This is a genomic window from Leifsonia virtsii, from assembly GCF_030433675.1.
Taxonomy (GTDB): Bacteria; Actinomycetota; Actinomycetes; order Actinomycetales; family Microbacteriaceae; genus Leifsonia; species Leifsonia virtsii.
The window spans coordinates 580965-602764 of record NZ_JAROCB010000001.1 but is presented as its reverse complement, the minus strand read 5'-3'; the positions used below and the strand labels follow the sequence as shown (position 1 = coordinate 602764).

The following is a 21800-nucleotide window of genomic DNA, read 5'->3' as shown; positions in this document are numbered from 1 at the left end:
GTTCCGGACTTCTTCGACCCGACACGCCGCGGCGCGGTCGAAGAAGTCCGGAACTGATGGATGGGTACAGCTAGATGGCGAAGCCGAGGGCGCGCATCATGTCGCGACCGTCGTCGGTGATCCGCTCCGGGCCCCACGGCGGCATCCACACCCAGTTGATGCGGAACGCCTCGACGATGCCGTCGAGCGCCTCGGCGGTCTGCTCCTCCAGCACGTCGGTCAGCGGGCAGCCGGCGCTCGTGAGCGTCATCGAGATGATGAGCGCGTTGTTCTCGTCGTCCCAGGCCAGGTCGTAGATCAGCCCGAGGTCGACGACGTTGATCCCGAGCTCGGGATCCATGACGTTCTTCAGCGCCTCCTCGACCTGGTCGAAGAGCGCGGGGCTCAGAGTGGCGGGCATAAGCGGATTCTACCTCCGGCGCCTTATGCCTCGGCCAGCTCGGCAGCCGCCGCGGACGCGGACTCGGGGGCGTCGACGTAGCGGTCGTAGCCCTCCTCCTCCAGCCGCTCGGCGAGCTCCGGGCCGCCCTGCTCCGCCACCTTGCCCGCGACGAACACGTGCACGAAGTCGGGCTTGATGTAGCGCAGGATGCGCGTGTAGTGGGTGATCAGCAGGATGCCGAGCCCGGTGTTGGCCTTGGCGCGGTTGACGCCCTCCGACACGATCTTCAGCGCGTCGACGTCGAGGCCGGAGTCGGTCTCGTCGAGCACCGCGAACTTCGGCTTGAGCAGCTCCAGCTGAAGGATCTCGTTGCGCTTCTTCTCGCCGCCCGAGAAGCCCTCGTTGACGTTGCGCTCGGCGAAGGACGAGTCCATGCGCAGCGCGTTCATCGACTCCCGCACGTCCTTCACCCAGGTGCGGATCGACGGCGCCTGACCGTCGATCGCGGTCTTGGCGGTGCGCAGGAAGTTGGTGTTGGTGACACCGGGGATCTCGACCGGGTACTGCATGGCGAGGAACAGGCCGGCGCGGGCGCGCTCGTCGACGGTCATCGCAAGGACGTCCTCGCCGTCGAGCGTGATCGTGCCGGAGGTGACGGTGTACTTCGGGTGACCGGCGATCGTGTACGCGAGGGTCGACTTGCCGGAGCCGTTCGGGCCCATGATCGCGTGGATCTCGCCCTCGTTGATGGTCAGGTCGACGCCGTTCAGGATGGGCTTGGTGCCCTGGTCCGTCTCGACGGTGACGTGCAGGTCGCGGATTTCCAGCGTGGACATGGTCAGTTGATCTCTTTCGTGACGCTTGAGTCGATGAAGACGTCTCCGTCGATGATCTCGACGGCGAAGACGGGGACCGGCTCATAGGCCGGGAGGTTGAGGGGCTTGCCGGTGACGAGCGAGAACTGCGAGCCGTGCGCCCAGCACTCCAGGGTCTCGTCCTCGACGAAGCCCTCGGACAGCGAGATCTCGCCGTGCGTGCAGGTGTCGCCGATGGCGTGGATGTCGCCGGCGGAGTCTTTCACGAGAGCGATCGGCACGCCGTTCACCACGACGCGGGTGGCCTGGTTCTCGACCAGCTCCGCGACCGCGGCGACGCGCTCGGCCGCCATCAGTGCTCCGCCCCGGCGGAGGGGGCGGACGCGGTGACCGACGTCGCTTCGAGCTCCGCCTCGATCTTGGCCTGCAGGCGCTCCTGCAGCGCGGGCGAACCGATCTGCTGCACGATCTCGGCGAGGAAGCCGCGGACGACGAGGCGGCGCGCCTCCTCCTCCGGGATGCCGCGGGACTGCAGGTAGAACAGCTGCTCGTCGTCGAAGCGACCGGTGGCGCTGGCGTGCCCGGCGCCGACGATGTCGCCGGTCTCGATCTCGAGGTTCGGCACCGAGTCGGCGCGCGCGCCGTCGGTGAGCACGAGGTTGCGGTTCTGCTCGTAGGTGTCGGTGCCGACGGCCTTCGGCCCGATCAGCACGTCGCCGATCCACACCGTGCGCGCGCCCTCGCCCTGCAGCGCACCCTTGTAGGTGACGCGGCTGCGGGTCTCCGGACCGTCGTGGTAGACGTACACCTGCTGCTCGAGATGCTGGGTCGCGTCGGCGAAGTAGGCGCCGAGCAGCTCGGCGTCCGACCGGGCGCCCGCCAGGTGCGCGGAGGGGTTCAGCCGCACGACGCCGCCGCCGAGCGTGATGGCGACGTGCTTGATCCGGGCGCCCTCCGCCAGCTCGGCGAAGTGGGCGGCCACGTGCAGCGCGTCGTCGTCCCACTCCTGGAGGGAGACGACGGTGAGGTCTGCGTCCTTCCCGAGCAGGAACTCGACGTTCTCGGTCAGGTGCGCGGCGCCGGTGTTCTGAAGGATGAGGGTCGCGGTCGCGCCCTCGGCCACCTCGACGACCGTGTGCGCGGCGCGCGGTGCTCCGCCGAGTGTAGAACGGGTCAGCGTCACCTCGCGGCGGTCACCGCTGAGGTCTGCGGAGATGCTCACCAGCAGCGCCTGCTCGAACGCCGTCCAGGCGTTGGCGGACGCGCGGTCCTCCGGCTGCCCGGCGCGGCCGATGCGGGAGTCCTCGCGGCCCACCCACAGCGTCGAGACGCCCTTCGCGGCCGTCACGTCGTAGACGTAGGGCGAGCCGTCGAGCTCTCCGGTGGTCAGCTCCTGGATGCGCGCGACCGGCGTGTACTTCCACATCGGCTCGCGCCCGGTGACCGCCGGGAAGTCGGAGACCTCGGTCGAGGTGAACCGCTCGGAGCGGGTCTGCACGGGGACGGGAGCGCGCATGTGCGTCGGGGCCGGCGCGGCCTGCGGGGTCGTCGTCGTCTCGATCTGCGTCATCCGACAGAGCCTTCCATGCCCATCTCGATGAGCTTGTTGAGTTCCAGGGCGTACTCCATGGGGAGCTCGCGGGCGATCGGCTCGATGAAGCCGCGGACGATCATGGCCATGGCCTCGTCCTCCGGGAGCCCGCGCGACATCAGGTAGAAGAGCTGCTCCTCGCTCACGCGCGACACCGTCGCCTCGTGGCCGAGCTGCACGTCGTCGACCCGGATGTCGATGGCCGGGTAGGTGTCCGACCGGGAGATCGTGTCGACCAGCAGCGCGTCGCAGCGCACGGTGTTGGCGGAGTGGTGCGCGCTCGCGTCCACCCGCACCTCGCCGCGGTAACCGGCACGGCCGCCGCCGCGGGCGATCGACTTGGAGACGATCGACGACTGCGTGTACGGCGCCATGTGGATCATCTTGGCGCCGGCGTCCTGGTGCTGGCCCGGGCCGGCGAAGGCGACGGACAGGGTCTCGCCCTTGGCGTGCTCCCCCATCAGGTAGATCGACGGGTACTTCATCGTGACCTTGGAGCCGATGTTGCCGTCGATCCACTCCATGGTCGCGCCCTCGGCCGCGGTGGCCCGCTTGGTGACCAGGTTGTAGACGTTGTTCGACCAGTTCTGGATGGTCGTGTAGCGCACGCGGGCGTTCTTCTTGACGATGATCTCGACGACCGCGGAGTGCAGCGAGTCGGACTTGTAGATCGGCGCCGTGCAGCCCTCGATGTAGTGCACGTAGGAGCCCTCGTCGGCGATGATCAGCGTCCGCTCGAACTGGCCCATGTTCTCGGTATTGATGCGGAAGTAGGCCTGCAGCGGGATCTCGACGTGCACGCCCTTCGGGACGTACACGAACGAGCCGCCCGACCAGACGGCGGTGTTGAGCGCCGCGAACTTGTTGTCGCCGGCCGGGATCACGGTGCCGAAGTACTCCTCGAAGATCTCGGGGTGCTCGCGCAGCGCCGTGTCGGTGTCGAGGAAGATGACGCCCTGCTCCTCCAGGTCTTCGCGGATCTGGTGGTACACGACCTCGGACTCGTACTGCGCGGCGACGCCGGCGACGAGGCGCTGACGCTCCGCCTCCGGGATGCCCAGCTTCTCGTACGTGTTCCGGATGTCCTCCGGCAGGTCCTCCCAGCTCTGCGCCTGCTTCTCGGTGGAGCGGACGAAGTACTTGATGTTGTCGAAGTCGATCTCCGACAGGTCGGCACCCCAGGTCGGCATCGGCTTGCGCTCGAACAGCTGGAGGGCTTTCAGACGGCGCTGCAGCATCCACTCGGGCTCGTTCTTGAGTCCGGAGATGTCCTTCACCACCTCGGGTGAGAGCCCGCGACGTGCGGAGGCACCCGCTGCGTCGGAATCCGCCCAGCCGAACTCGTACTGCCCCAGAGAGGCGAGCTCAGGCCGATCGATCAGGATGTCTGACATATCTACCTCGTTTCCTCCACTCGTAACCGGATATCAGTCCGGCTCATTCCCCTCGCGACGCGCGGCTCACGCCGGTCGTGCGAGCGTCCTGATTGCGCGGGTGGTTGTGTGCGATCAGTACTTCGCGTACCTAAACTGTCCGTGGAGGCAGGCCTCGATGCCCCGGCGCGGACGGAGGAAACCGTTTGCGCGCACGCGCACCGAGGCGCGTTCCTCGAACCCACCAATTCTACAGGTGCGGCGCGGTATTAGTAGAGGCGCGCCTGCGCATTGCCCGAGTATCCGCATCCGATCCAGGAGTCCGACATTCCCATGAAGCGCCTCATCGCCTGGCTGCCCGACCGTGTGGACGCACGGCTGAAGGTGATCGCCTGGGTCTACCTCGTCGGCCAGATCGTCCTGGTCGGCACCGGCGGTCTCGTCCGGCTGACGGCGAGCGGGCTGGGCTGTCCCACCTGGCCGAAGTGCACGGCCGACTCCATCGTGAACACGCCGGAGATGGGCGTCCACGGCTTCATCGAGTTCGGCAACCGCGTGCTGAGCGTTCTGCTCGGCATCGTCGCGATCCTCGCCTTCCTCATGATCCTGAGGCTGCGCAAGCAGCGCCCTGACCTGTTCTGGCTCACCCTGATCGCCGGCCTCGGCATCCCCGCGCAGGCCGTCGTGGGGGGCCTGAGCGTGCTGAGCCACCTCAACCCGTACGTCGTCGGACTGCACTTCGTGGTCTCGATCGCGCTCGTCGCGCTGTGCACGGCGTTCGTCGTGCGCGTCTACGCCGTGCCCGGTCCGCGTGTGCGCGCGGTCCCCGGCTGGTTCGCCGGGGTCGCCCACCTCACCAGCGCGGTGGTCGCCGTCACGATCCTGGTCGGCATCCTGACCACCGGCAGCGGTCCGCACGCCGGCGACGCCAACGCCCCTCGCAACGGGCTGAACCCCGAGATCCTGCAGCACGTGCACGCGATCCCGGCGTACGTCACCTTCACGCTGACGCTCGTGCTCGTGGTCGGGTCGTTCCGTTACCGGCTCACGCCCGTGCACCGGTTCGCGCAGTACCTGCTGGCGGTCGAGGTGCTGCAGATCGCGGTGGGCCTCATCCAGGCGAACACCGGGCTCCCCGGCATCCTCGTCGGCATCCACATGATGCTCGCGGCGCTGCTCGCGGCCGCCATGACCGCGGTCGTCCTGGCGCTGAAGGCGCCGGCGGAGACGCTCGGGGCACGCGAGGACTCAGCGCAGGACGTCGTCGCGGCGTAGCGTCCCGACGCGCGCCTCGCGCATCCGGCCGTGCAGCTCGACGAGCGTCCTGGTGCGCGCGCTGAAGTCGAAGCCGGCCGCCTCGGCCAGCCGCCTGCTCGCCGCGTTCTCGGGCACGTACTCCCAGTTGAGCTGGTCGAAGCCGCCGCGCGCCGGGTCGAGCGCGAAGGCCGCGACCGCCCGCAGCGCCTCGCTCAGGTAGCCCTGCCCTCGGGCCCAGGGCGCGGACCAGCAGCCGAGGGATGCGCTCCCCGGCCGGTCGTCGCTGCGCACCTCCAGCGCGCCGATCAGGCGGCCGCCCTCCCGCGGGTGGATCGCCCACACCCTGTACCGGTGGCTGGCAAGCCCGTGCGGGCAGTACGAACGGACGAAGAACTCCGCGCTCGCGCGGGTGTACGGCTGCGGCAGCGGCACCCACGCCTGCGTCTCGGCGTCGAGGCAGGCCTCCAGCACGTCCGGGATGTCGGACTCCCCTGGAGCGTCGAGCACGAGGCGCTCGGTCACCAGGTGCGCCGTCAGCAACTGTGCCGTCATGCGCACATGCTAGACGCCGGACGCACCCCGCGGCAGAAAAAACCGAGCGACCCTCACGTCGGCTTCTCCAGCTTCCGTCGGATCGAATGCGTTCGAATCTCCTGCTGGGCCGCCTCCCGTCGGAGATTCGAACGGAACGCGCCCGAATCGCCGACGCAAGCGCGCGAGCTCCGGGCGGTTAGGCGAAGTGCAGGAACGGGAGCAGCGGGTCGATCGCGACGGCCAGGAAGATGAGCGTCAGGTAGGCGATCGAGCCGTGGAACACGCGCATCGGCGACACCGTCTCGTGCCGGATCGCGAGGTTGTAGAGCCGGTGCGACTCGTAGATGAACCAGCCGCCCGCCACCAGCGACACCGCCGTGTACAGCAGCCCCATGTGCGCGACCGGGATGAGCAGCAGGGAGCACGCCACCATCGCCCAGGCGTAGAGGATGACCTGCAGGCCGACCACCGCGCGGCCTCGGACGACCGCGAGCATCGGGACACCCGCCTCCTGGTAGTCGGCGCGGTACTTCATCGAAAGCGGCCAGTAGTGCGGCGGCGTCCAGAGGAAGATGATCCCGAACAGGATGAACGGCGCCCAGTCGAGCGAGCCGGTCACGGCCGCCCAGCCGATCAGCACCGGCATACAGCCCGCGACGCCGCCCCAGACGATGTTCTGCGGGGTGCGGCGCTTGAGGATGAGCGTGTAGAAGACGACGTAGAGCAGGATGGCCGCGACCGAGAGACCCGCCGCCAGCCAGTTGGTGAAGAAGCCGAGCACGAGCACCGACGCGATGCCGAGCGCCCAGGCGAACACGAGCGCCTCGCGGTCGGAGAGCTCCCCCGTCACCAGCGGGCGGTTCTTCGTGCGCCGCATCACGCGGTCGATGTCGCGGTCGATGTAGCAGTTGAACGCGCCGGCCGACCCCGCGCTCATGTAGCCGCCGATCACGGTGGCGACCACCAGCCAGAGATTCGGGATGCCGCCCGCCGCCAGGATCATCGTCGGAACCGTCGTCACCAGCAGCAGTTCGACGACCCGGGGCTTGGTGAGGGCGAAATACGCCTTCACCTTGCGGGCAACGCCGATGCGGTCGGATTCGACACGGCTCTCTACAGCGACGTCCATTGCTCCTCGTGTGGTGTCGGCGGCTGGGCGGAAGGGCCCGCGGAAAGTCTACGTCACGTAGAGGCGGAGCCGGGCGGACGCTGCGTGTCCGCCTGAGGCATAACCGGCTGGGGGAACACCCCACGTTTCGTGCGTGTTACCTATACTTGGAGATGCTCGCCAGCCGGAACCCCTGTACCGCCCGCCTCTTTTGTAGGACCGTGACGGATGAGACTCCGGCGCCGATGACGTCCACGGCGCGCACTACCTCAACCGGTGCGGGTACCACGACGACCCTCACCATATCTACGAAGGGTCAGTTTTCAACGTGGCAGCACTGCAGTGGGATCCCATTGACAACAAGGCAGTAGACACGGCCCGCGTCCTCGCGGCCGATGCGGTGGAGAAGGTGGGCAACGGGCATCCCGGCACCGCCATGAGCCTCGCCCCCGCCGCCTACCTGCTCTTCCAGAAGGTGATGCGCCGCGATCCGCACGACCAGCACTGGCTGGGCCGCGACCGCTTCATCCTGTCGGCCGGCCACTCGTCGCTGACCCAGTACATCCAGCTCTACCTCGGCGGCTACGGTCTCGAGCTCGACGACCTCAAGGCGCTCCGCACCTGGGGCTCCCTCACCCCCGGCCACCCCGAGTACGGACACACCGACGGCGTGGAGATCACCACCGGCCCCCTGGGCCAGGGCATCTCCTCCGCCGTCGGTTTCGCTTATGCCCAGCGGTTCGAGCGGGGCCTGTTCGACCCCGACGCCACCCCCGGCACCAGCCCGTTCGACCACCACGTCTACGTGATCGCCTCCGACGGCGACCTGGAGGAGGGCGTCAGCTCCGAGGCGTCGTCGCTCGCCGGCCACCAGGAGCTCGGCAACCTGATCGCGATCTACGACAGCAACCAGATCTCGATCGAGGACGACACCGACATCGCCTTCACGGAGGACGTGCAGAAGCGCTACGAGGCTTACCACTGGGACGTCCAGGTCGTCGACTGGAAGAAGACCGGCGTCTACAAGGAGGACGTCGAGGAGCTCTTCCAGGCGATCGAGAACGCGAAGGCGGTCACCGACAAGCCGTCGCTGATCATCCTGAAGACGATCATCGGCTGGCCGTCGCCGAAGAAGCAGAACACCGGCAAGATCCACGGCTCCGCCCTGGGCGCCGACGAGCTGCGCGCCGTCAAGGAGGTGCTCGGCTTCGACCCGGAGCAGACCTTCGAGGTCGCCGAAGAGGTCATCGAGCACACGCGCAAGGCCGTCGAGCGCGGCGCCGAGCAGCGTGCCGAGTGGCAGAAGGGCTTCGACGCCTGGGCCGAGGCCAACCCCGAGCGCAAGGAGCTGCTCGACCGCCTCCTCCGCGGCGAGGCGCCCGACTTGGAGAGCGTGCTCCCCGTGTTCGAGCCGGGCAAGGACGTCTCCACCCGCGCCGCGTCCGGCAAGGTGCTCAACGCCCTTGCGCCGGCCATGCCGGAGCTGTGGGGCGGCTCGGCCGACCTGGCCGAGTCCAACAACACCACCATCGAGGGCGCGCCGTCGTTCGTGCCGAGCGAGCGCTCGACCCACGAGTGGACCGGCAACCCCTACGGCCGCGTCCTGCACTTCGGCATCCGCGAGCACGCGATGGCCGCGATCATCAACGGCATCGTGCTGCACGGCCCGACGCGTCCGTTCGGCGGAACGTTCCTCATCTTCAGCGACTACCAGCGCCCGTCGCTGCGCCTGTCGGCCCTGATGAACATCCCGTCGATCTTCGTCTGGACGCACGACTCGGTCGCCCTCGGCGAGGACGGACCGACGCACCAGCCGATCGAGCAGCTGTCGACGCTGCGCGCGATCCCGAACTTCACGGTCGTCCGCCCGGGCGACGCGAACGAGGTCGCGTGGGCGTGGAAGACCATGCTGGAGCGCCGCCAGGGCCCGGCCGGCATCGCGCTGACCCGCCAGAACATCCCCGTGTTCGAGCGCGGAGAGGGCGACGCCGAGGGCGACACCCTCGCGTCGGCCAAGAACGTCGCGAAGGGCGCCTACATCTTGGCCGAGGCGCCGGGCGGCACGCCGGACGTGATCTTCATCGCGACCGGCTCCGAGGTCCAGATCGCGCTCGAGGCCCGCGAGGTGCTGAAGGGCGAGGGCATTAACGCCCGCGTCGTCTCCGCCCCGAGCCTGGAGTGGTTCGACGAGCAGCCCGCCGAGTACCGCGAGAAGGTGCTCCCGGCGGCCGTCAAGGCCCGTGTCTCGATCGAGGCCGGCCTGGCGCTCGCCTGGGACAAGATCGTCGGCGACCACGGCCGCAGCGTGTCGATCGAGCACTTCGGTGCCTCGGCCGACTACAAGACCCTGTTCCGCGAGTTCGGCATGACCACCGAGCACGCCGTGTCCGCCGCGAAGGAATCGCTCGCGTCGCTCTGAGCGCGGGCACTGAGGAGATAAAGACAAATGACCGACACCACCTCCACCACCGAGACCCCCACCGCCGCCCTGTCGGCCGCGGGCGTCAGCATCTGGCTGGACGACCTCTCGCGTGAGCGCATCAATTCCGGCGGCCTGCAGAAGCTGATCGCCGAGAAGAACGTGGTCGGCGTGACCACGAACCCGACGATCTTCGCCGCCGCGCTCTCCAAGGGCGAGGCGTACGACGAGCAGGTCCGCCAGCTCGCCGCCGCCGGCGTGTCCGTCGACGACGCGATCTTCGAGATCACCACCGACGACGTCGCCAACGCGAGCGACATCTTCCACGAGGTCTACGAGCGCTCCAACGGCGTCGACGGCCGCGTGTCCATCGAGGTCGCCCCCGGCCTCGCCCACGACACGCAGGCGACGATCTTCGCCGCCAAGAAGCTCTCGGACAAGATCCAGAAGCAGAACGTGATGATCAAGATCCCGGCGACGGTCGAGGGCCTCGAGGCCATCACCGAGACCATCGCGGCCGGCATCAGCGTCAACGTGACCCTGATCTTCAGCCTGGAGCGCTACCGCCAGGTCATCGACGCGTACCTCACCGGCCTCGAGAAGGCCAAGGAGGCGGGCATCGACCTGTCCGGCATCCACTCGGTCGCGTCGTTCTTCGTGTCGCGCGTCGACACCGAGGTGGACAAGCGCCTGAGCGCCATCGGCACCGACGAGGCCCTCGCCCTCAAGAGCAAGGCCGGCATCGCCAACGCCCGCCTCGCCTACGAGGTCTACGAGCAGGAGTTCGCCACCGAGCGCGCCAAGCAGCTCGTCGCGGCCGGCGCCAACGAGCAGCGCCCGCTGTGGGCCTCCACCGGCGTCAAGGACCCGAGCCTGCCCGACACGCTGTACGTCGAGGAGCTCGTCGCCCCGAACACCGTCAACACCATGCCGGAGAAGACGCTCGACGCGACCTTCGACCACGGCCGCATCACCGGCGACACCGTCACCGGCAGCTACGCCGAGTCGAACGACGTGCTCAACAAGCTCGCCGACCTCGGCATCTCGTACGACGAGGTCACCGAGCTGCTCGAGCGCGAGGGCGTGGACAAGTTCGTCGTCTCCTGGGGCGAGCTCGTCGAGACCGTGAAGAACGCGCTCGAGGGAGCCGCCAAGTGACGTTCCGCATCCACGTCACCGGGCCTGCCGCCGAGGCCGTCAAGACCGTCGTCCCCCAGCTCGTCGCCGACAAGGTCGCGTCGGGCATCGCGGCTCAGGACCCGGCCCTCTGGGGCCCCGCGGCCGAGCCGGAGGCGAGCAAGCGTCTCGGCTGGACCGAGGCCGTCGCCATCTCGCGGCCGCTCGTGCCGGAGATCGTCGCCCTGCGCGACGAGCTCCGCGCCAAGGGCGTGCACCACATCGTCCTCGGCGGCATGGGCGGCTCGTCGCTCGCGCCCGAGGTCATCACCCGGACGGCCGAGGCCGAGCTCACCGTGCTCGACTCGACCGACCCCGGCCAGGTGCTCTCCGCGCTGCGCGACCGGCTCGAGGCCACCGCGGTGGTCATCTCCTCGAAGTCCGGCTCGACGCTCGAGACCGACAGCCAGAAGCGCGTCTACGAGAAGTGGTTCCAGGACGCCGGGATCGACCCGCTCGAGCGGATCGTCATCGTCACCGACCCGGGCTCGCCGCTCGACCAGTCGGCGCGCGAGGCCGGCTACCGCGTGTTCAACGCCGACCCGAACGTGGGCGGCCGCTACTCGGCGCTCACCGCGTTCGGCCTGGTGCCCTCCGGCCTCGCCGGCGTCGACATCGCCGAGCTCCTCGACGAGGCCGACGCGACGCAGATCGAGCTCGCCGTCGACAACGAGGAGAACCCGGGCCTGGTGCTCGGCGCGGCCATCGCTGGCACCAGCCCGCTGAAGGATAAGCTGGGCATCGTGGCGGACGGCACCCACATCGTCGGCTTCGCCGACTGGGCGGAGCAGCTGATCGCCGAGTCCACCGGCAAGGAGGGCACGGGGCTTCTCCCCGTCGTGCTCGACAAGCTCGCCCCCGAGCTCGAGTCGAAGCCGGCCGACCTGCAGATCGTGCGCCTCGTGGCCAACGCGGAGGCCCACCACCTGTTCCCGGCGGACCGCCACGAGGGCGAGATCCTCGTCTCCGGCAGCCTCGGCGCGCAGCTGATCGTCTGGGAGTACGCGGTCGCGGTCGCGGGACGCCTGCTCGGCATCAACCCGTTCGACCAGCCCGACGTGGAGGCCGCGAAGGCCGCCGCCCGCTCGCTGCTCGACAACCGGCCCGAGCCCGTCGCCCCCGCGTTCACCGCGGGCGGCATCGAGGTGCGCACCACCGGCTCGTTCCTGGGCGACGCCACGACGCTCGACGCCGCGGTGGACGCGCTGCTCGCGCAGCTCGGCCCGGACGGCTACGTCGCGGTGCAGGCCTACGTGGACCGCCTCGCCCTCCCCCAGCTCGCGGGGATCCGCGACCTGCTGGCGGCCAAGGCGAACCGTCCCGTCACCTTCGGGTGGGGCCCGCGCTTCCTGCACTCGACCGGACAGTTCCACAAGGGCGGCCCCGCCGTCGGCGTGTTCCTGCAGATCACCGCGACGGCGCCGGAGGACCTCGAGATCCCCGGCCGACCGTTCACGTTCGGCCAGCTCATCCAGGCCCAGGCCGCCGGCGACGCCAGCGTCCTCGGCGAGCACGGCCGTCCGGTGCTGACCCTCACGCTCACGAACCCCGAGGCGGATGTCGTCTCGCTGTTCGAGGCCGTCAACTGAAGTCCCGATAAAGGAGACCGACACTTGTCACCGGTGGAGATCACCCCGGAGTTCAACCCGCTGCGGTTGCCCTCCGACCGCCGCCTCAATCGCATCGCGGGGCCCAGCAGCCTCATCATCTTCGGCGTGACGGGCGACCTGTCGCGCAAGAAGCTGATGCCCGCGGTGTACGACCTCGCGAACCGCGGCCTGCTGCCGCCCGGGTTCTCCCTCGTCGGGTTCGCCCGGCGCGACTGGGAGGACCAGGACTTCGAGAAGGTCGTGTACGAGGCGGTCAAGCAGTACGCGCGCACGCCGTTCGACGACGACGTGTGGAAGCAGCTGGCACAGGGCATCCGCTTCGTGCCCGGCGAGTTCGACGACGACGAGGCGTTCCAGCGCCTCAAGGAGACCGTCGAGCAGCTGGACGCGGAGCGCGGGACGATGGGCAACCACGCGTTCTACCTGTCCATCCCGCCGAAGGCGTTCCCGATCGTGACGGAGCAGCTCAAGCGCTCCGGCCTCGCCGACCAGTCCGGCGACGGCTGGCGACGCGTCGTCATCGAGAAGCCGTTCGGGCACGACCTGCAGTCGGCGCGGGAGCTCAACGCGGTCGTCGAGACCGTGTTCCCGCCGGACTCGGTGTTCCGCATCGACCACTACCTCGGCAAGGAGACGGTCCAGAACATCCTGGCGCTGCGCTTCGCGAACGAGCTGTACGAGCCGATCTGGAACGCCAACTACGTCGACCACGTGCAGATCACCATGGCCGAGGACATCGGCGTGGGCGGTCGTGCGGGGTACTACGACGGCATCGGCGCGGCGCGCGACGTCATCCAGAACCACCTGCTGCAGCTCCTCGCCCTCACAGCCATGGAGGAGCCCATCTCGTTCAACGCCGCAGACCTGCGCGCTGAGAAGGAGAAGGTGCTCGCCGCCGTGCGGCTGCCGAAGGACCTGGCGAAGTCGACCGCGCGCGGCCAGTACGGCCCGGGATGGCAGGGCGGCGAGAAGGTCGTCGGCTTCCTCGAGGAGGACGGGATGAACCCCCAGTCCACGACGGAGACCTACGCGGCCATCAAGCTGGAGATCGGCACCCGCCGCTGGGCGGGCGTCCCGTTCTACCTGCGCGCGGGCAAGCGCCTCGGCCGCCGCGTCACCGAGATCGCGGTCGTGTTCAAGCGCGCCCCTCAGCAGCTCTTCGCGGAGTCGCAGACCAGCGCGCTCGGCCAGAACGCGCTCGTCATCCGCGTGCAGCCCGACGAGGGTGTGACCATCCGCTTCGGCTCGAAGGTCCCCGGCGCCGGCATGCAGGTGCGCGACGTGAGCATGGACTTCGGCTACGGCCACGCCTTCACCGAGGCGAGCCCCGAGGCCTACGAGCGGCTCATCCTGGATGTGCTGCTCGGCGACCCGCCCCTGTTCCCGCGCCACGAGGAGGTCGAGCTCTCCTGGAAGATCCTCGACCCGATCGAGGACTTCTGGGCCACGCAGGGCCAGCCAGAGCAGTACCGCCCCGGAACCTGGGGCCCGAAGTCGGCCGACGAGCTCTTGGAGCGCGACGGCCGCGTTTGGAGGCGTCCATGATCGTCGACCTTCCCGCGACGAGCGTCAGCAACATCTCGAAGGCCCTCGTGAAGATCCGCGAGGAGGGCGGCGCCGTCGCCCTCGGTCGCGTGCTCACGCTGGTCATCGCGACCCACCTCGGTCAGGAGGAGGAGGCCATCGAGGCCGCCAACGACGCCTCCCGCGAGCACCCGATGCGCGTCATCGTGGTGTCCACCGAGGAGGACCGCGAGCGCAGCAAGGGCGAGGCCCGTCTCGACGCGCAGATCCGTGTCGGCGGCGACGCCGGCGCGAGCGAGGTCATCGTGCTCCGGGCCTACGGCGAGACCGCGAGCGACGAGGAGGGGCTGGTCACCGGCCTCCTGCTCCCCGACGCCCCGGTCGTGGTCTGGTGGCCGGGGGTGGCGCCCGAGAAGGCGTCCACCTCTCCTCTCGGCCGCATCGCCACCCGGCGGATCACCGACGCATCGGCGCAGCCGAACCCGCAGGAGTTCCTGTTCCACCTCGGCAAGACGTACGCCCCCGGCGACACCGACTTCGCCTGGACCCGGCTCACCCTGTGGCGCGCGCAGCTCGCCGCCGTGCTCGATCAGCCGCCGTTCGAGCCGATCACCGGCGTCGACGTGGCCGGCGCGGCCGACTCCCCCTCGACCCTCCTCCTCGCCGCGTGGCTGCGCCTGCAGCTGCAGGTTCCGGTGCACTACGACCTCGCCTCGCGCGCGATCGGCTCCGGCGGCATCCACGGGGTGAAGATGGAGCGCGCCTCCGGCGTCATCGAGCTGGAGCGCGAGGTCCCGAACGTCGCCCGCCTGTCTCAGCCCGGCCAGCCGACGCACGACCTGTCCCTGCCACGCCGCAGTCTCCGCGACTGCCTGGCCGAGGAACTGCGTAGGCTGGACCCGGACGACCTCTACGGCGAGGTGATCACCAAGGGTCTCGAACTGCTGGAGACCTCTGACGAAGGAGCAGGCGCCAGGGCATGACGAACGAACGGCGGGTGCTCGTCCACCCGGACAAGGAGGCGCTCACGGCCTCGGTGGCCGCGCGCTTCCTCACCAAGACGATCGACATCCTCGACGACCAGGGTCACGCGAACATCGCGCTGACCGGCGGAACGATGGGCATCGCGGTGCTGGAGGCGGTCAGCGCCTCCCCCGCCCGCGACACCATCGACTGGTCGAAGGTGCACTTCTGGTGGGGCGACGAGCGGTTCGTGCCGCGGAACGACCCCGACCGGAACGAGCTCCAGGCGCGCGAGGCGCTGCTCGATCACATCGCGGTGCCGCCGGAGAACGTCCACCCGTTCCCGTCGTCGGATGAGATCCCGGACATCGACGAGGCCGCGAGCGTGTATGCGGCGGAGCTCGAGGCCTTCGGGCACGAGGGCTGGCCGGTGCCGAAGTTCGACATCACCTTCCTCGGCGTCGGCCCCGACGGTCACATCGCGTCGCTGTTCCCCGACCGGGCCGGCATCCGCGAGGACAAGGCGTCGGTGATCGCCGAGCGCGACTCCCCCAAGCCGCCGCCGGCGCGCCTGAGCCTCACGCGTCCGGTGATCAACTCGTCGGACCGCATCTGGCTGGTGCTCGCCGGCAGCGACAAGGCGAGCGCCCTGGGCCTCGCGCTCGCGGGCGCGAGCTACACCGAGGTGCCGGTCGCCGGCGCCAAGGGCCGGAAGCGCACCGTGTTCTTCGTGGACAAGGATGCCGCCGTCGACGTGCCCGAGAACCTCATCGCTCCGAGCTACTGAGCTCCACCCGACACGAGACCGCAGTCCCCTTCCCGGGTGACTGCGGTCTCGTGTCACGTGTGCGGGTGCGCGAGCACCCGCGGTAGTGACGGGAGGCCGCAGTCGCGTCAGGCGGCGCGGACACGCTCGCGCAGGGTCGCGAGGCGCGCGGCCGGAGCGCCGGTCAGCGGTCCGCGGCCGCGGATCGCGAAGCGGTCGTGCTCGGCTCGGATGCCGCGCTCGAACGCGTGCGTCAGCAGGTGCAGGTAGAACGCGAGCAGCCGCGACGTCTCGTCGCGCACCTCCGCGTCGCGCCCGGCGAGGTCGAGCTCGTCCACCCAGCGCTGCAGTTCGGCGAAGGCGACCCGCAGGCGGAGGCTGCGGCGCGCATCCACGGCGACGAGCGGCGCGCCGTCCTCGTACCGGGTCAACAGGAGCTCGGCCTCCTCCGCGCGGTCGACGGCCGCATCGAGCAGCGCCGCGAGGCTGGTGCTCCCCACCTCGTCGGCGAGGGCGCGCGACGCTCCCGCCTGCTCCTCCGGCGATCCGCGCATCCCGCACCTCCCGTGGGATGCAGTGTAGCCCCGACCACTCGTCACGAACGGGCGCGATTCGTGACGAACGGGCGCGATTCGTGACGAATCGCAGGCGGGGACGACGAAGGCCGCCCACCGCGAGGTGGACGGCCTTCGTGCGCGTGGTGCTAGTTGGTGGTGGGGCGACCGCGGCGGGCGCGGAGCTGGTTGAGGGCGTCCTCGAGCAGCTGCTCCGCCTCCTCCTCGCTGCGGCGCTCCTTCACGTACGCGAGGTGCGTCTTGTACGGCTCCGTCTTCGCCACCGACGGCGGGTTCTCCTTGTCGCGGCCGGCGGGAAGGCCGGTCGACGGCGAGTCGATGACGTCGGGGATCTCCTCCTCGGGGAGGTTCGCGGCGAAATAGCGGACGGTCTCGTTGCCGAGCGCGTCCCAGTAGGACACGGCGATACGCTCCGCGTGGAAGCCGCGGTCCTGCTCGCCCATGGGACCCGCGCCGACGCGCGAGCCGCGGATGGCACTGCCTCCGGAAGCCATGCTCTTCTCCTTCTCCGGTGGGGCGCGCTTACGCGCTGAACTTGGTGATCAGGCCGAGGACCACGATGCACGTGATCCAGATCAGCCCGAGGATGACCGTGATCCGGTTGAGGTTGCGCTCCGCGACCCCGGACGCGCCGAGGTTGGAGGTGACACCGCCGCCGAACATGTCGGACAGACCGCCACCGCGGCCCTTGTGCAGAAGGATGAGCAAGGTCAGCAGGAGGCTGGTGATGCCCAGCAGGACCTGCAGGACGACCTGGAGAATCAGCACGGAGAACCTTTCGGGAAGCGACCCGGAGCGAAACCCCGGGGAAAACCAACTGCCAGTATAACTCGCGGGCGCTCTCAGATCCCGACGTGCTTCTGATACCGGACGATGGCCGCGAACTCGTTGACGTCGAGGCTCGCCCCGCCGACGAGCGCGCCGTCGACGTTGGGCTCGCGCATGAAGCCGGCGATGTTGCCCGACTTCACCGATCCGCCGTAGAGGATGCGCGTCTTGGCCGCCACGTCGTCGCCCAGCACCTCGGCGACCACGCCGCGCAGCGCGGCGCAGACCTGCTCCGCCTGCTCGGGCGTCGCCGCCTGACCGGAGCCGATGGCCCACACGGGCTCATAGGCGACCACGACGTCCGCGGCCGAGTCGACACCGGCGAGGGCCGCACGGAGCTGGGCGACCGGGACGGCGCTGGCGCCGTGGGTCTCCAGGTCTTCCGCGGTCTCGCCGACGCAGATGATCGGCGCGATGTTGTGCTTGAGCGCAGCGGTCACCTTTGCGGCCACCTGCTCGTCGGTCTCGCCGTGCAGCGTCCGCCGCTCGGAGTGGCCGATGATGACGTAGCGGCTCTCCAGCGCCTCGAGGAACGCGGCCGAGATCTCGCCGGTGTACGCACCGGACTCGTGCTCGGAGACGTCCTGACCGCCGAACGCGATCGGCAGCTTGTCGGCCGCGACCAGCGTCTGCACGCTGCGCAGGTCGGTGAACGGCGGGAAGACCGCGACCTCGACGGCCGAGAAGTCGTGGCTCGCGTCCTTCAACGTCCACGCCAGCTTCTGCACGAAGGCGATCGCCTGGAGGTGGTCCAGGTTCATCTTCCAGTTGCCGGCGATGAGCGGGACGCGCCGCACCGTGGGGCTCACTGCTGCCATCCGAGGACCTCCAGTCCGGGGAGTCGCTTGCCTTCGAGGAACTCGAGGCTCGCGCCCCCGCCCGTCGAGATGTGACCGAACTGGTCGTCGCGGAAGCCGAGCGCACGCACGGCCGCCGCGGAGTCTCCGCCGCCGACGACGCTCAGGCCGTCGACCTCGGTGAGCGCCTGGGCGACCGCCTTGGTGCCCGCGGCGAACGGAGCGAGCTCGAACACGCCCATCGGGCCGTTCCAGAACACCGTCTTCGCGCCCCGGATGTACTCCGAGAACAGCTCGGCCGTCTCCGGCCCGATGTCGAGCCCGAGGCCCTTGTCGCCCCACTCGGTGTCCTCGATCGCGTCGATCGGGCGCACCGCCTGCTCCGCGTCGGCGCCGAACTTCGAGGCCACCACCACGTCGCGCGGGAGCACGATCTCGACGCCGAGCTCCTCGGCCTTCCCCAGGTAACCCTTCACGGTGTCGATCTGGTCGGCCTCGAGCAGGCTCGAGCCGACCTTGTGCCCCTGGGCCGCGAGGAACGTGAACAGCATCCCGCCGCCGATGAGCAGCGAGTTCACCTTCGGCAGGAGGTGGCCGATGACGCCGAGCTTGTCGGAGACCTTCGACCCGCCGAGGACGACCGCGTACGGGCGCTCCGGGGTCTCGGTCAGCCGGTCGAGCACCTCGAGCTCGGCCTGGATGAGCGTGCCCGCGGCGCTCGGAAGGAGCTTCGCGAGCTCGTACACGCTGGCCTGCTTGCGGTGGACCACGCCGAAGCCGTCGGAGACGAAGGCGTCGCCGAACGCGGCGAGCTTCTCGGCGAAGCTCGTGCGCTCCGCCTCGTCCTTCGCGGTCTCCCCCGGGTTGAACCGGAGGTTCTCCAGCAGGGCGACGTCGCCGTCCGCAAGCCCGGCGACGGCATCCTGAGCGCCTCCGCCGACGGTGTCGCGGGCGAAGGTCACCGGCTTGCCGAGCAGCTCGGAGAGCCGCTGGGCGACCGGCGCCAGGCTGTACTTGGCGTCGGGCGCGCCGTCAGGACGGCCCAGGTGGGAGATGACGACCACCCGCGCACCCTGGTTGATCAGGGCGTTGAGGGTGGGGATCGACGCCCGCACGCGGCCGTCGTCCGTGATCTTCGAGCCCTCCAGGGGCACGTTGAGATCGCAACGGACGACGACGCGCTTGCCGGCGAGCGAACCGAGTGAGTCGAGGGTACGGAGCGTCACGTCGGTCGCCTGGGGTTAGAGGCGCTCGGCGACGTACTCGGTCAGGTCGACGAGACGGTTGGAGTAGCCCCACTCGTTGTCGTACCAGCTCGAGAGCTTCACCTGGTCGCCGATGACGCGCAGCAGGCCGGAATCGAAGATCGACGAGTGCGGGTCGGAGACGATGTCGGAGGAGACGATCTCGTCCTCCGTGTACTTCAGGATGCCCTTGAGCGGACCCTCGGCGGCCTTCTTGTAGGCGGCCTTGATCTCGTCGACGGTCACCGGGCGCGAGGCGGTCACGGTGAGGTCGGTGATCGAGCCGGTGGGCACCGGGACGCGGAGCGCGAAGCCGTCGAGCTTGCCCTTCAGCTCCGGGAGGACCAGGCCGATCGCCTTGGCGGCGCCGGTCGAGGTCGGGACGATGTTGATCGCGGCGGCACGGGCACGACGGAGGTCGGAGTGCGGGCCGTCCTGCAGGTTCTGGTCGGCGGTGTAGGCGTGGACCGTGGTCATCAGACCGCGCTCGATGCCGAACTCGTCGTTGAACACCTTGGCGAGCGGCGCGAGGCAGTTCGTGGTGCAGGACGCGTTGGAGATGATGTTGTCGGTCTCCGGGTTGTACAGGTGCTCGTTGACACCCATCACGAAGGTGGCGTCCTCACCGGTGGCCGGAGCCGAGATGATGACCTTCTTGGCGCCCGCCTCGAGGTGCTTGCGCGCGTCGTCGGCCTTGGTGAAGCGACCGGTCGACTCGATGACGATGTCGACGCCCAGGTCGCCCCAGCCGAGGTTGGCAGGGTCGCGCTCCGCGAGCACCTTGATCGGCTTGCCGTTCACGACGATGTTGTCGCCGTCCAGCTCCACCGTCGCGTCGAGACGGCCCGTGATGGAGTCGTACTTGAGCAGGTGCGCGAGCGTCTTGTTGTCGGTGAGGTCGTTCACCGCGACGATCTCGAGGTCGCTGCCCTTCGCGAGGGCGGCGCGCAGGTAGTTACGACCAATGCGACCGAACCCGTTGATTCCGATCTTTACGGACACAGATGTCTCCAGTTACTCGATGGGCGCCGCACGGCGCACTTTGGTGGGTGGTTGTTGCGGACGTCGGCGTCCCGGGAGGCACCCTCCCGGGACGCCATCCTGCCTACGACAGTAGCAGCAGACCCGCGGTCTTCTCGCGCGCCCGGACGAAGCGGTCGTTCACATCGGCCCAGTTGGTGATGTTCCAGAACGCCTTGACATAGTCGGCCTTCACGTTGACGTAGTCGAGGTAGAAGGCGTGCTCCCACATGTCGAGCATGAGGAGCGGCACGGTCGCCGCGGCCAGGTTGCCCTGGTGGTCGTACAGCTGCTCGATGATGAGCTTCTGACCGAGCGAGTCCCAGGCGAGGATCGACCAGCCGGAGCCCTGGATGCCGAGCGCCGACGCCGTGAAGTGGGCGCGGAACTTGTCGTACGAGCCGAAGAACTCGTCGATCGCCGCGGCCAGCTCGCCGACCGGCTTGTCGCCGCCGTCCGGGGAGAGGTTGTTCCAGAACACGGTGTGGTTGACGTGGCCGGCGAGGTTGAACGCCAGGTCCTTCTCGAGCTTGTTGACGTAGGTCAGGTCGTCGGCGTCGCGGGCCTCCGCGAGCTTCGCCAGCGCGGTGTTGGCGCCGTCCACGTACGTCTTGTGGTGCTTGTCGTGGTGCAGCTCCATGATCCGGCCGCTGATGTTCGGCTCCAGGGCCGAGTAGTCGTACGGAAGGTCAGGCAGCGTGTAGTCAGCCATTACTCATCTCCACTGTTGTTGTGATTCGAGCGACTCGTCGAGTCATCGGGTGCAACCCGGGCGGCCGGCGGATGCTTCCGCCGACGCGGGTCCCCCTCCGAAACGTACACCGGGAAAGCTACACCTCGTCGAGATCGGCGGGGAGGCTGGCCTCGGTGCCGGGGATGCCGAGGTCGCTCGCGCGCTTGTCGGCCATCGCCAGGAGGCGGCGGATGCGGCCGGCGACCGCATCCTTGGTCATCGGCGGGTCGGCGTGATGGCCGAGCTCGTCGAGGCTGGCGTCGCGGTGCGCGAGGCGCAGCTCGCCCGCGTAGCGGAGGTGCTTCGGGACCTCCGGGCCGAGGATCTCGAGCGCGCGCTCCACGCGGGCGCAGGCGGCGACCGCGGCCTGCGCGGAGCGGCGCAGGTTGGCGTCGTCGAAGTTCACCAGGCGGTTGGCGTTGGCGCGCACCTCGCGGCGCTGGCGGAGCTCCTCCCAGTTCGCCACGGTCTGGGCGGCGCCCATCGCGACGAGCATGGCGCTGATCGCCTCGCCGTCGCGGATGACCACCCGGTGGACGCCGCGGACCTCGCGGGCTTTCGCGGAGATCCCGAGCCGGCCGGCCGCGCCGACCAGGGCCATGGCGGCCTCGTTGCCCGGGCAGGTGACCTCCAGCGCCGCGGAGCGGCCCGGGTCGGTCAGCGAACCGTTCGCGAGGAACGCGCCGCGCCAGACGGCGGCGAGCTCGTCGCGGGAGCCGGTGGTGAGGCGGTTCGGGAGGCCGCGGATCGGGCGGCGGCGCGCGTCGAGCAGGCCGGTCTGGCGGGCAAGGGTCTCCCCGCCGTCGAGGACGCGGACGAGGTACTGGCTGGAACGGCGGATGCCGGAGGCCGGCGTCACGGAGACGTCGCTGCGGACGCCGTACAGCTCGGCCAGGTCCTTCCGGACCCGGCGCGCGAGCTCAGGCGTGTCGAGCTCGCTCTCGACCGCGATCCGGCCGCCGATCAGGTGCAGACCGCCCGAGAACCGGAGGATGGTGGCCAGTTCTGCTGCCCGGACCGTGGTCTTGCTGACCTCGACCTTCGTGAGCTCGTCCTTGACGTCGGCGGTGAGAGCCAATCGGATT

At 69.4% G+C, this 21800-nt stretch carries 22 protein-coding genes; 7 read left to right on the top strand and 15 right to left on the bottom strand.

Annotated elements, in window-relative coordinates; genetic code table 11:
- Positions 1-70: 70 nt before the first annotated feature.
- Genes P5G59_RS02910 through sufB form a run of 5 tightly spaced genes read right to left on the bottom strand, consistent with a single transcriptional unit; the run spans position 71 to position 4182 of the window.
- A complete protein-coding gene (locus tag P5G59_RS02910) occupies positions 71-400 on the bottom strand; it encodes a metal-sulfur cluster assembly factor (protein ID WP_301208424.1) in 330 nt (109 codons plus the stop codon).
- A gap of 23 nt (positions 401-423) precedes the next feature.
- Complete coding sequence (gene sufC / locus P5G59_RS02905) at positions 424-1218, bottom strand: Fe-S cluster assembly ATPase SufC (RefSeq protein WP_301215778.1); 795 nt, start codon at positions 1216-1218, stop codon at positions 424-426.
- A gap of 2 nt (positions 1219-1220) precedes the next feature.
- On the bottom strand, positions 1221-1550 hold the full coding sequence (locus tag P5G59_RS02900) for a non-heme iron oxygenase ferredoxin subunit (protein ID WP_301215775.1): 330 nt from the start codon (positions 1548-1550) through the stop codon (positions 1221-1223).
- Complete coding sequence (gene sufD, locus P5G59_RS02895; RefSeq protein WP_301215772.1) at positions 1550-2767, bottom strand: Fe-S cluster assembly protein SufD; 1218 nt, start codon at positions 2765-2767, stop codon at positions 1550-1552. The genes P5G59_RS02900 and sufD overlap by 1 nt, the downstream gene beginning before the upstream one ends.
- On the bottom strand, positions 2764-4182 hold the full coding sequence (gene sufB / locus P5G59_RS02890; protein WP_301215769.1) for a Fe-S cluster assembly protein SufB: 1419 nt from the start codon (positions 4180-4182) through the stop codon (positions 2764-2766). Before sufB ends, sufD begins: the two co-directional genes overlap by 4 nt.
- Before the next feature lie 312 nt (positions 4183-4494).
- On the opposite strand from sufB, the gene P5G59_RS02885 reads away from it, so the two are divergent.
- Positions 4495-5436 (top strand): COX15/CtaA family protein, encoded by a 942-nt coding sequence (locus tag P5G59_RS02885; protein ID WP_301215766.1) that lies wholly within the window; start codon positions 4495-4497, stop codon positions 5434-5436.
- On the opposite strand, the gene P5G59_RS02880 is transcribed toward P5G59_RS02885, so the two are convergent.
- Positions 5410-5970: a GNAT family N-acetyltransferase gene (locus tag P5G59_RS02880; protein ID WP_301215763.1), complete on the bottom strand. Its 561-nt coding sequence runs from the start codon at positions 5968-5970 to the stop codon at positions 5410-5412. The two genes, P5G59_RS02885 and P5G59_RS02880, sit on opposite strands and share 27 nt — an antisense overlap.
- A gap of 178 nt (positions 5971-6148) precedes the next feature.
- Entirely contained in the window at positions 6149-7081 is a 933-nt protein-coding gene (locus P5G59_RS02875; RefSeq protein WP_175336196.1) for a heme o synthase, read from the bottom strand.
- A gap of 307 nt (positions 7082-7388) precedes the next feature.
- On the opposite strand from P5G59_RS02875, the gene tkt reads away from it, so the two are divergent.
- The 6 genes from tkt to pgl are packed head-to-tail and all read left to right on the top strand — an operon-like array spanning position 7389 to position 15539.
- Entirely contained in the window at positions 7389-9479 is a 2091-nt protein-coding gene (tkt, locus tag P5G59_RS02870; RefSeq protein WP_301215757.1) for a transketolase, read from the top strand.
- 27 nt (positions 9480-9506) lie between these two features.
- Complete coding sequence (gene tal, locus P5G59_RS02865; RefSeq protein WP_301215754.1) at positions 9507-10637, top strand: transaldolase; 1131 nt, start codon at positions 9507-9509, stop codon at positions 10635-10637.
- The gene (locus P5G59_RS02860) at positions 10634-12244 is read left to right on the top strand and encodes a glucose-6-phosphate isomerase (RefSeq protein ID WP_301215752.1); all 1611 of its coding nucleotides are present in this window, start codon (positions 10634-10636) and stop codon (positions 12242-12244) included. Before tal ends, P5G59_RS02860 begins: the two co-directional genes overlap by 4 nt.
- A 24-nt stretch (positions 12245-12268) precedes the next feature.
- Positions 12269-13810, top strand: a complete 1542-nt coding sequence (gene zwf / locus P5G59_RS02855; RefSeq protein ID WP_301215750.1) for a glucose-6-phosphate dehydrogenase — start codon at positions 12269-12271, stop codon at positions 13808-13810.
- A complete protein-coding gene (locus P5G59_RS02850; protein ID WP_301215748.1) occupies positions 13807-14772 on the top strand; it encodes a glucose-6-phosphate dehydrogenase assembly protein OpcA in 966 nt (321 codons plus the stop codon). The genes zwf and P5G59_RS02850 overlap by 4 nt, the downstream gene beginning before the upstream one ends.
- Positions 14769-15539 (top strand): 6-phosphogluconolactonase, encoded by a 771-nt coding sequence (pgl, locus tag P5G59_RS02845; protein WP_301215746.1) that lies wholly within the window; start codon positions 14769-14771, stop codon positions 15537-15539. The genes P5G59_RS02850 and pgl overlap by 4 nt, the downstream gene beginning before the upstream one ends.
- A gap of 107 nt (positions 15540-15646) precedes the next feature.
- Here the strand turns inward: pgl and P5G59_RS02840 are convergent, their stop codons facing one another.
- The 8 genes from P5G59_RS02840 to whiA form a co-directional block, all read right to left on the bottom strand.
- Entirely contained in the window at positions 15647-16072 is a 426-nt protein-coding gene (locus P5G59_RS02840; RefSeq protein WP_301215744.1) for a hypothetical protein, read from the bottom strand.
- Positions 16073-16221: 149 nt separating this feature from the next.
- Positions 16222-16587 (bottom strand): RNA polymerase-binding protein RbpA, encoded by a 366-nt coding sequence (locus P5G59_RS02835; protein ID WP_175336204.1) that lies wholly within the window; start codon positions 16585-16587, stop codon positions 16222-16224.
- A gap of 28 nt (positions 16588-16615) precedes the next feature.
- Positions 16616-16861, bottom strand: a complete 246-nt coding sequence (gene secG, locus P5G59_RS02830; protein ID WP_018191139.1) for a preprotein translocase subunit SecG — start codon at positions 16859-16861, stop codon at positions 16616-16618.
- A 74-nt stretch (positions 16862-16935) separates the two neighbouring features.
- The gene (gene tpiA, locus P5G59_RS02825; RefSeq protein WP_301215739.1) at positions 16936-17739 is read right to left on the bottom strand and encodes a triose-phosphate isomerase; all 804 of its coding nucleotides are present in this window, start codon (positions 17737-17739) and stop codon (positions 16936-16938) included.
- Positions 17727-18944, bottom strand: coding sequence for a phosphoglycerate kinase (locus P5G59_RS02820; protein WP_301215737.1), 1218 nt, complete (start codon positions 18942-18944; stop codon positions 17727-17729). The genes tpiA and P5G59_RS02820 overlap by 13 nt, the downstream gene beginning before the upstream one ends.
- Positions 18945-18959: 15 nt before the next feature.
- Positions 18960-19964, bottom strand: a complete 1005-nt coding sequence (gap, locus tag P5G59_RS02815) for a type I glyceraldehyde-3-phosphate dehydrogenase (protein ID WP_301215735.1) — start codon at positions 19962-19964, stop codon at positions 18960-18962.
- 103 nt (positions 19965-20067) lie between these two features.
- On the bottom strand, positions 20068-20694 hold the full coding sequence (locus tag P5G59_RS02810) for a superoxide dismutase (protein ID WP_175336208.1): 627 nt from the start codon (positions 20692-20694) through the stop codon (positions 20068-20070).
- 118 nt (positions 20695-20812) lie between these two features.
- Positions 20813-21793: a DNA-binding protein WhiA gene (whiA, locus tag P5G59_RS02805; protein ID WP_301215733.1), complete on the bottom strand. Its 981-nt coding sequence runs from the start codon at positions 21791-21793 to the stop codon at positions 20813-20815.
- Between the last annotated feature and the right edge of the window lie 7 nt (positions 21794-21800).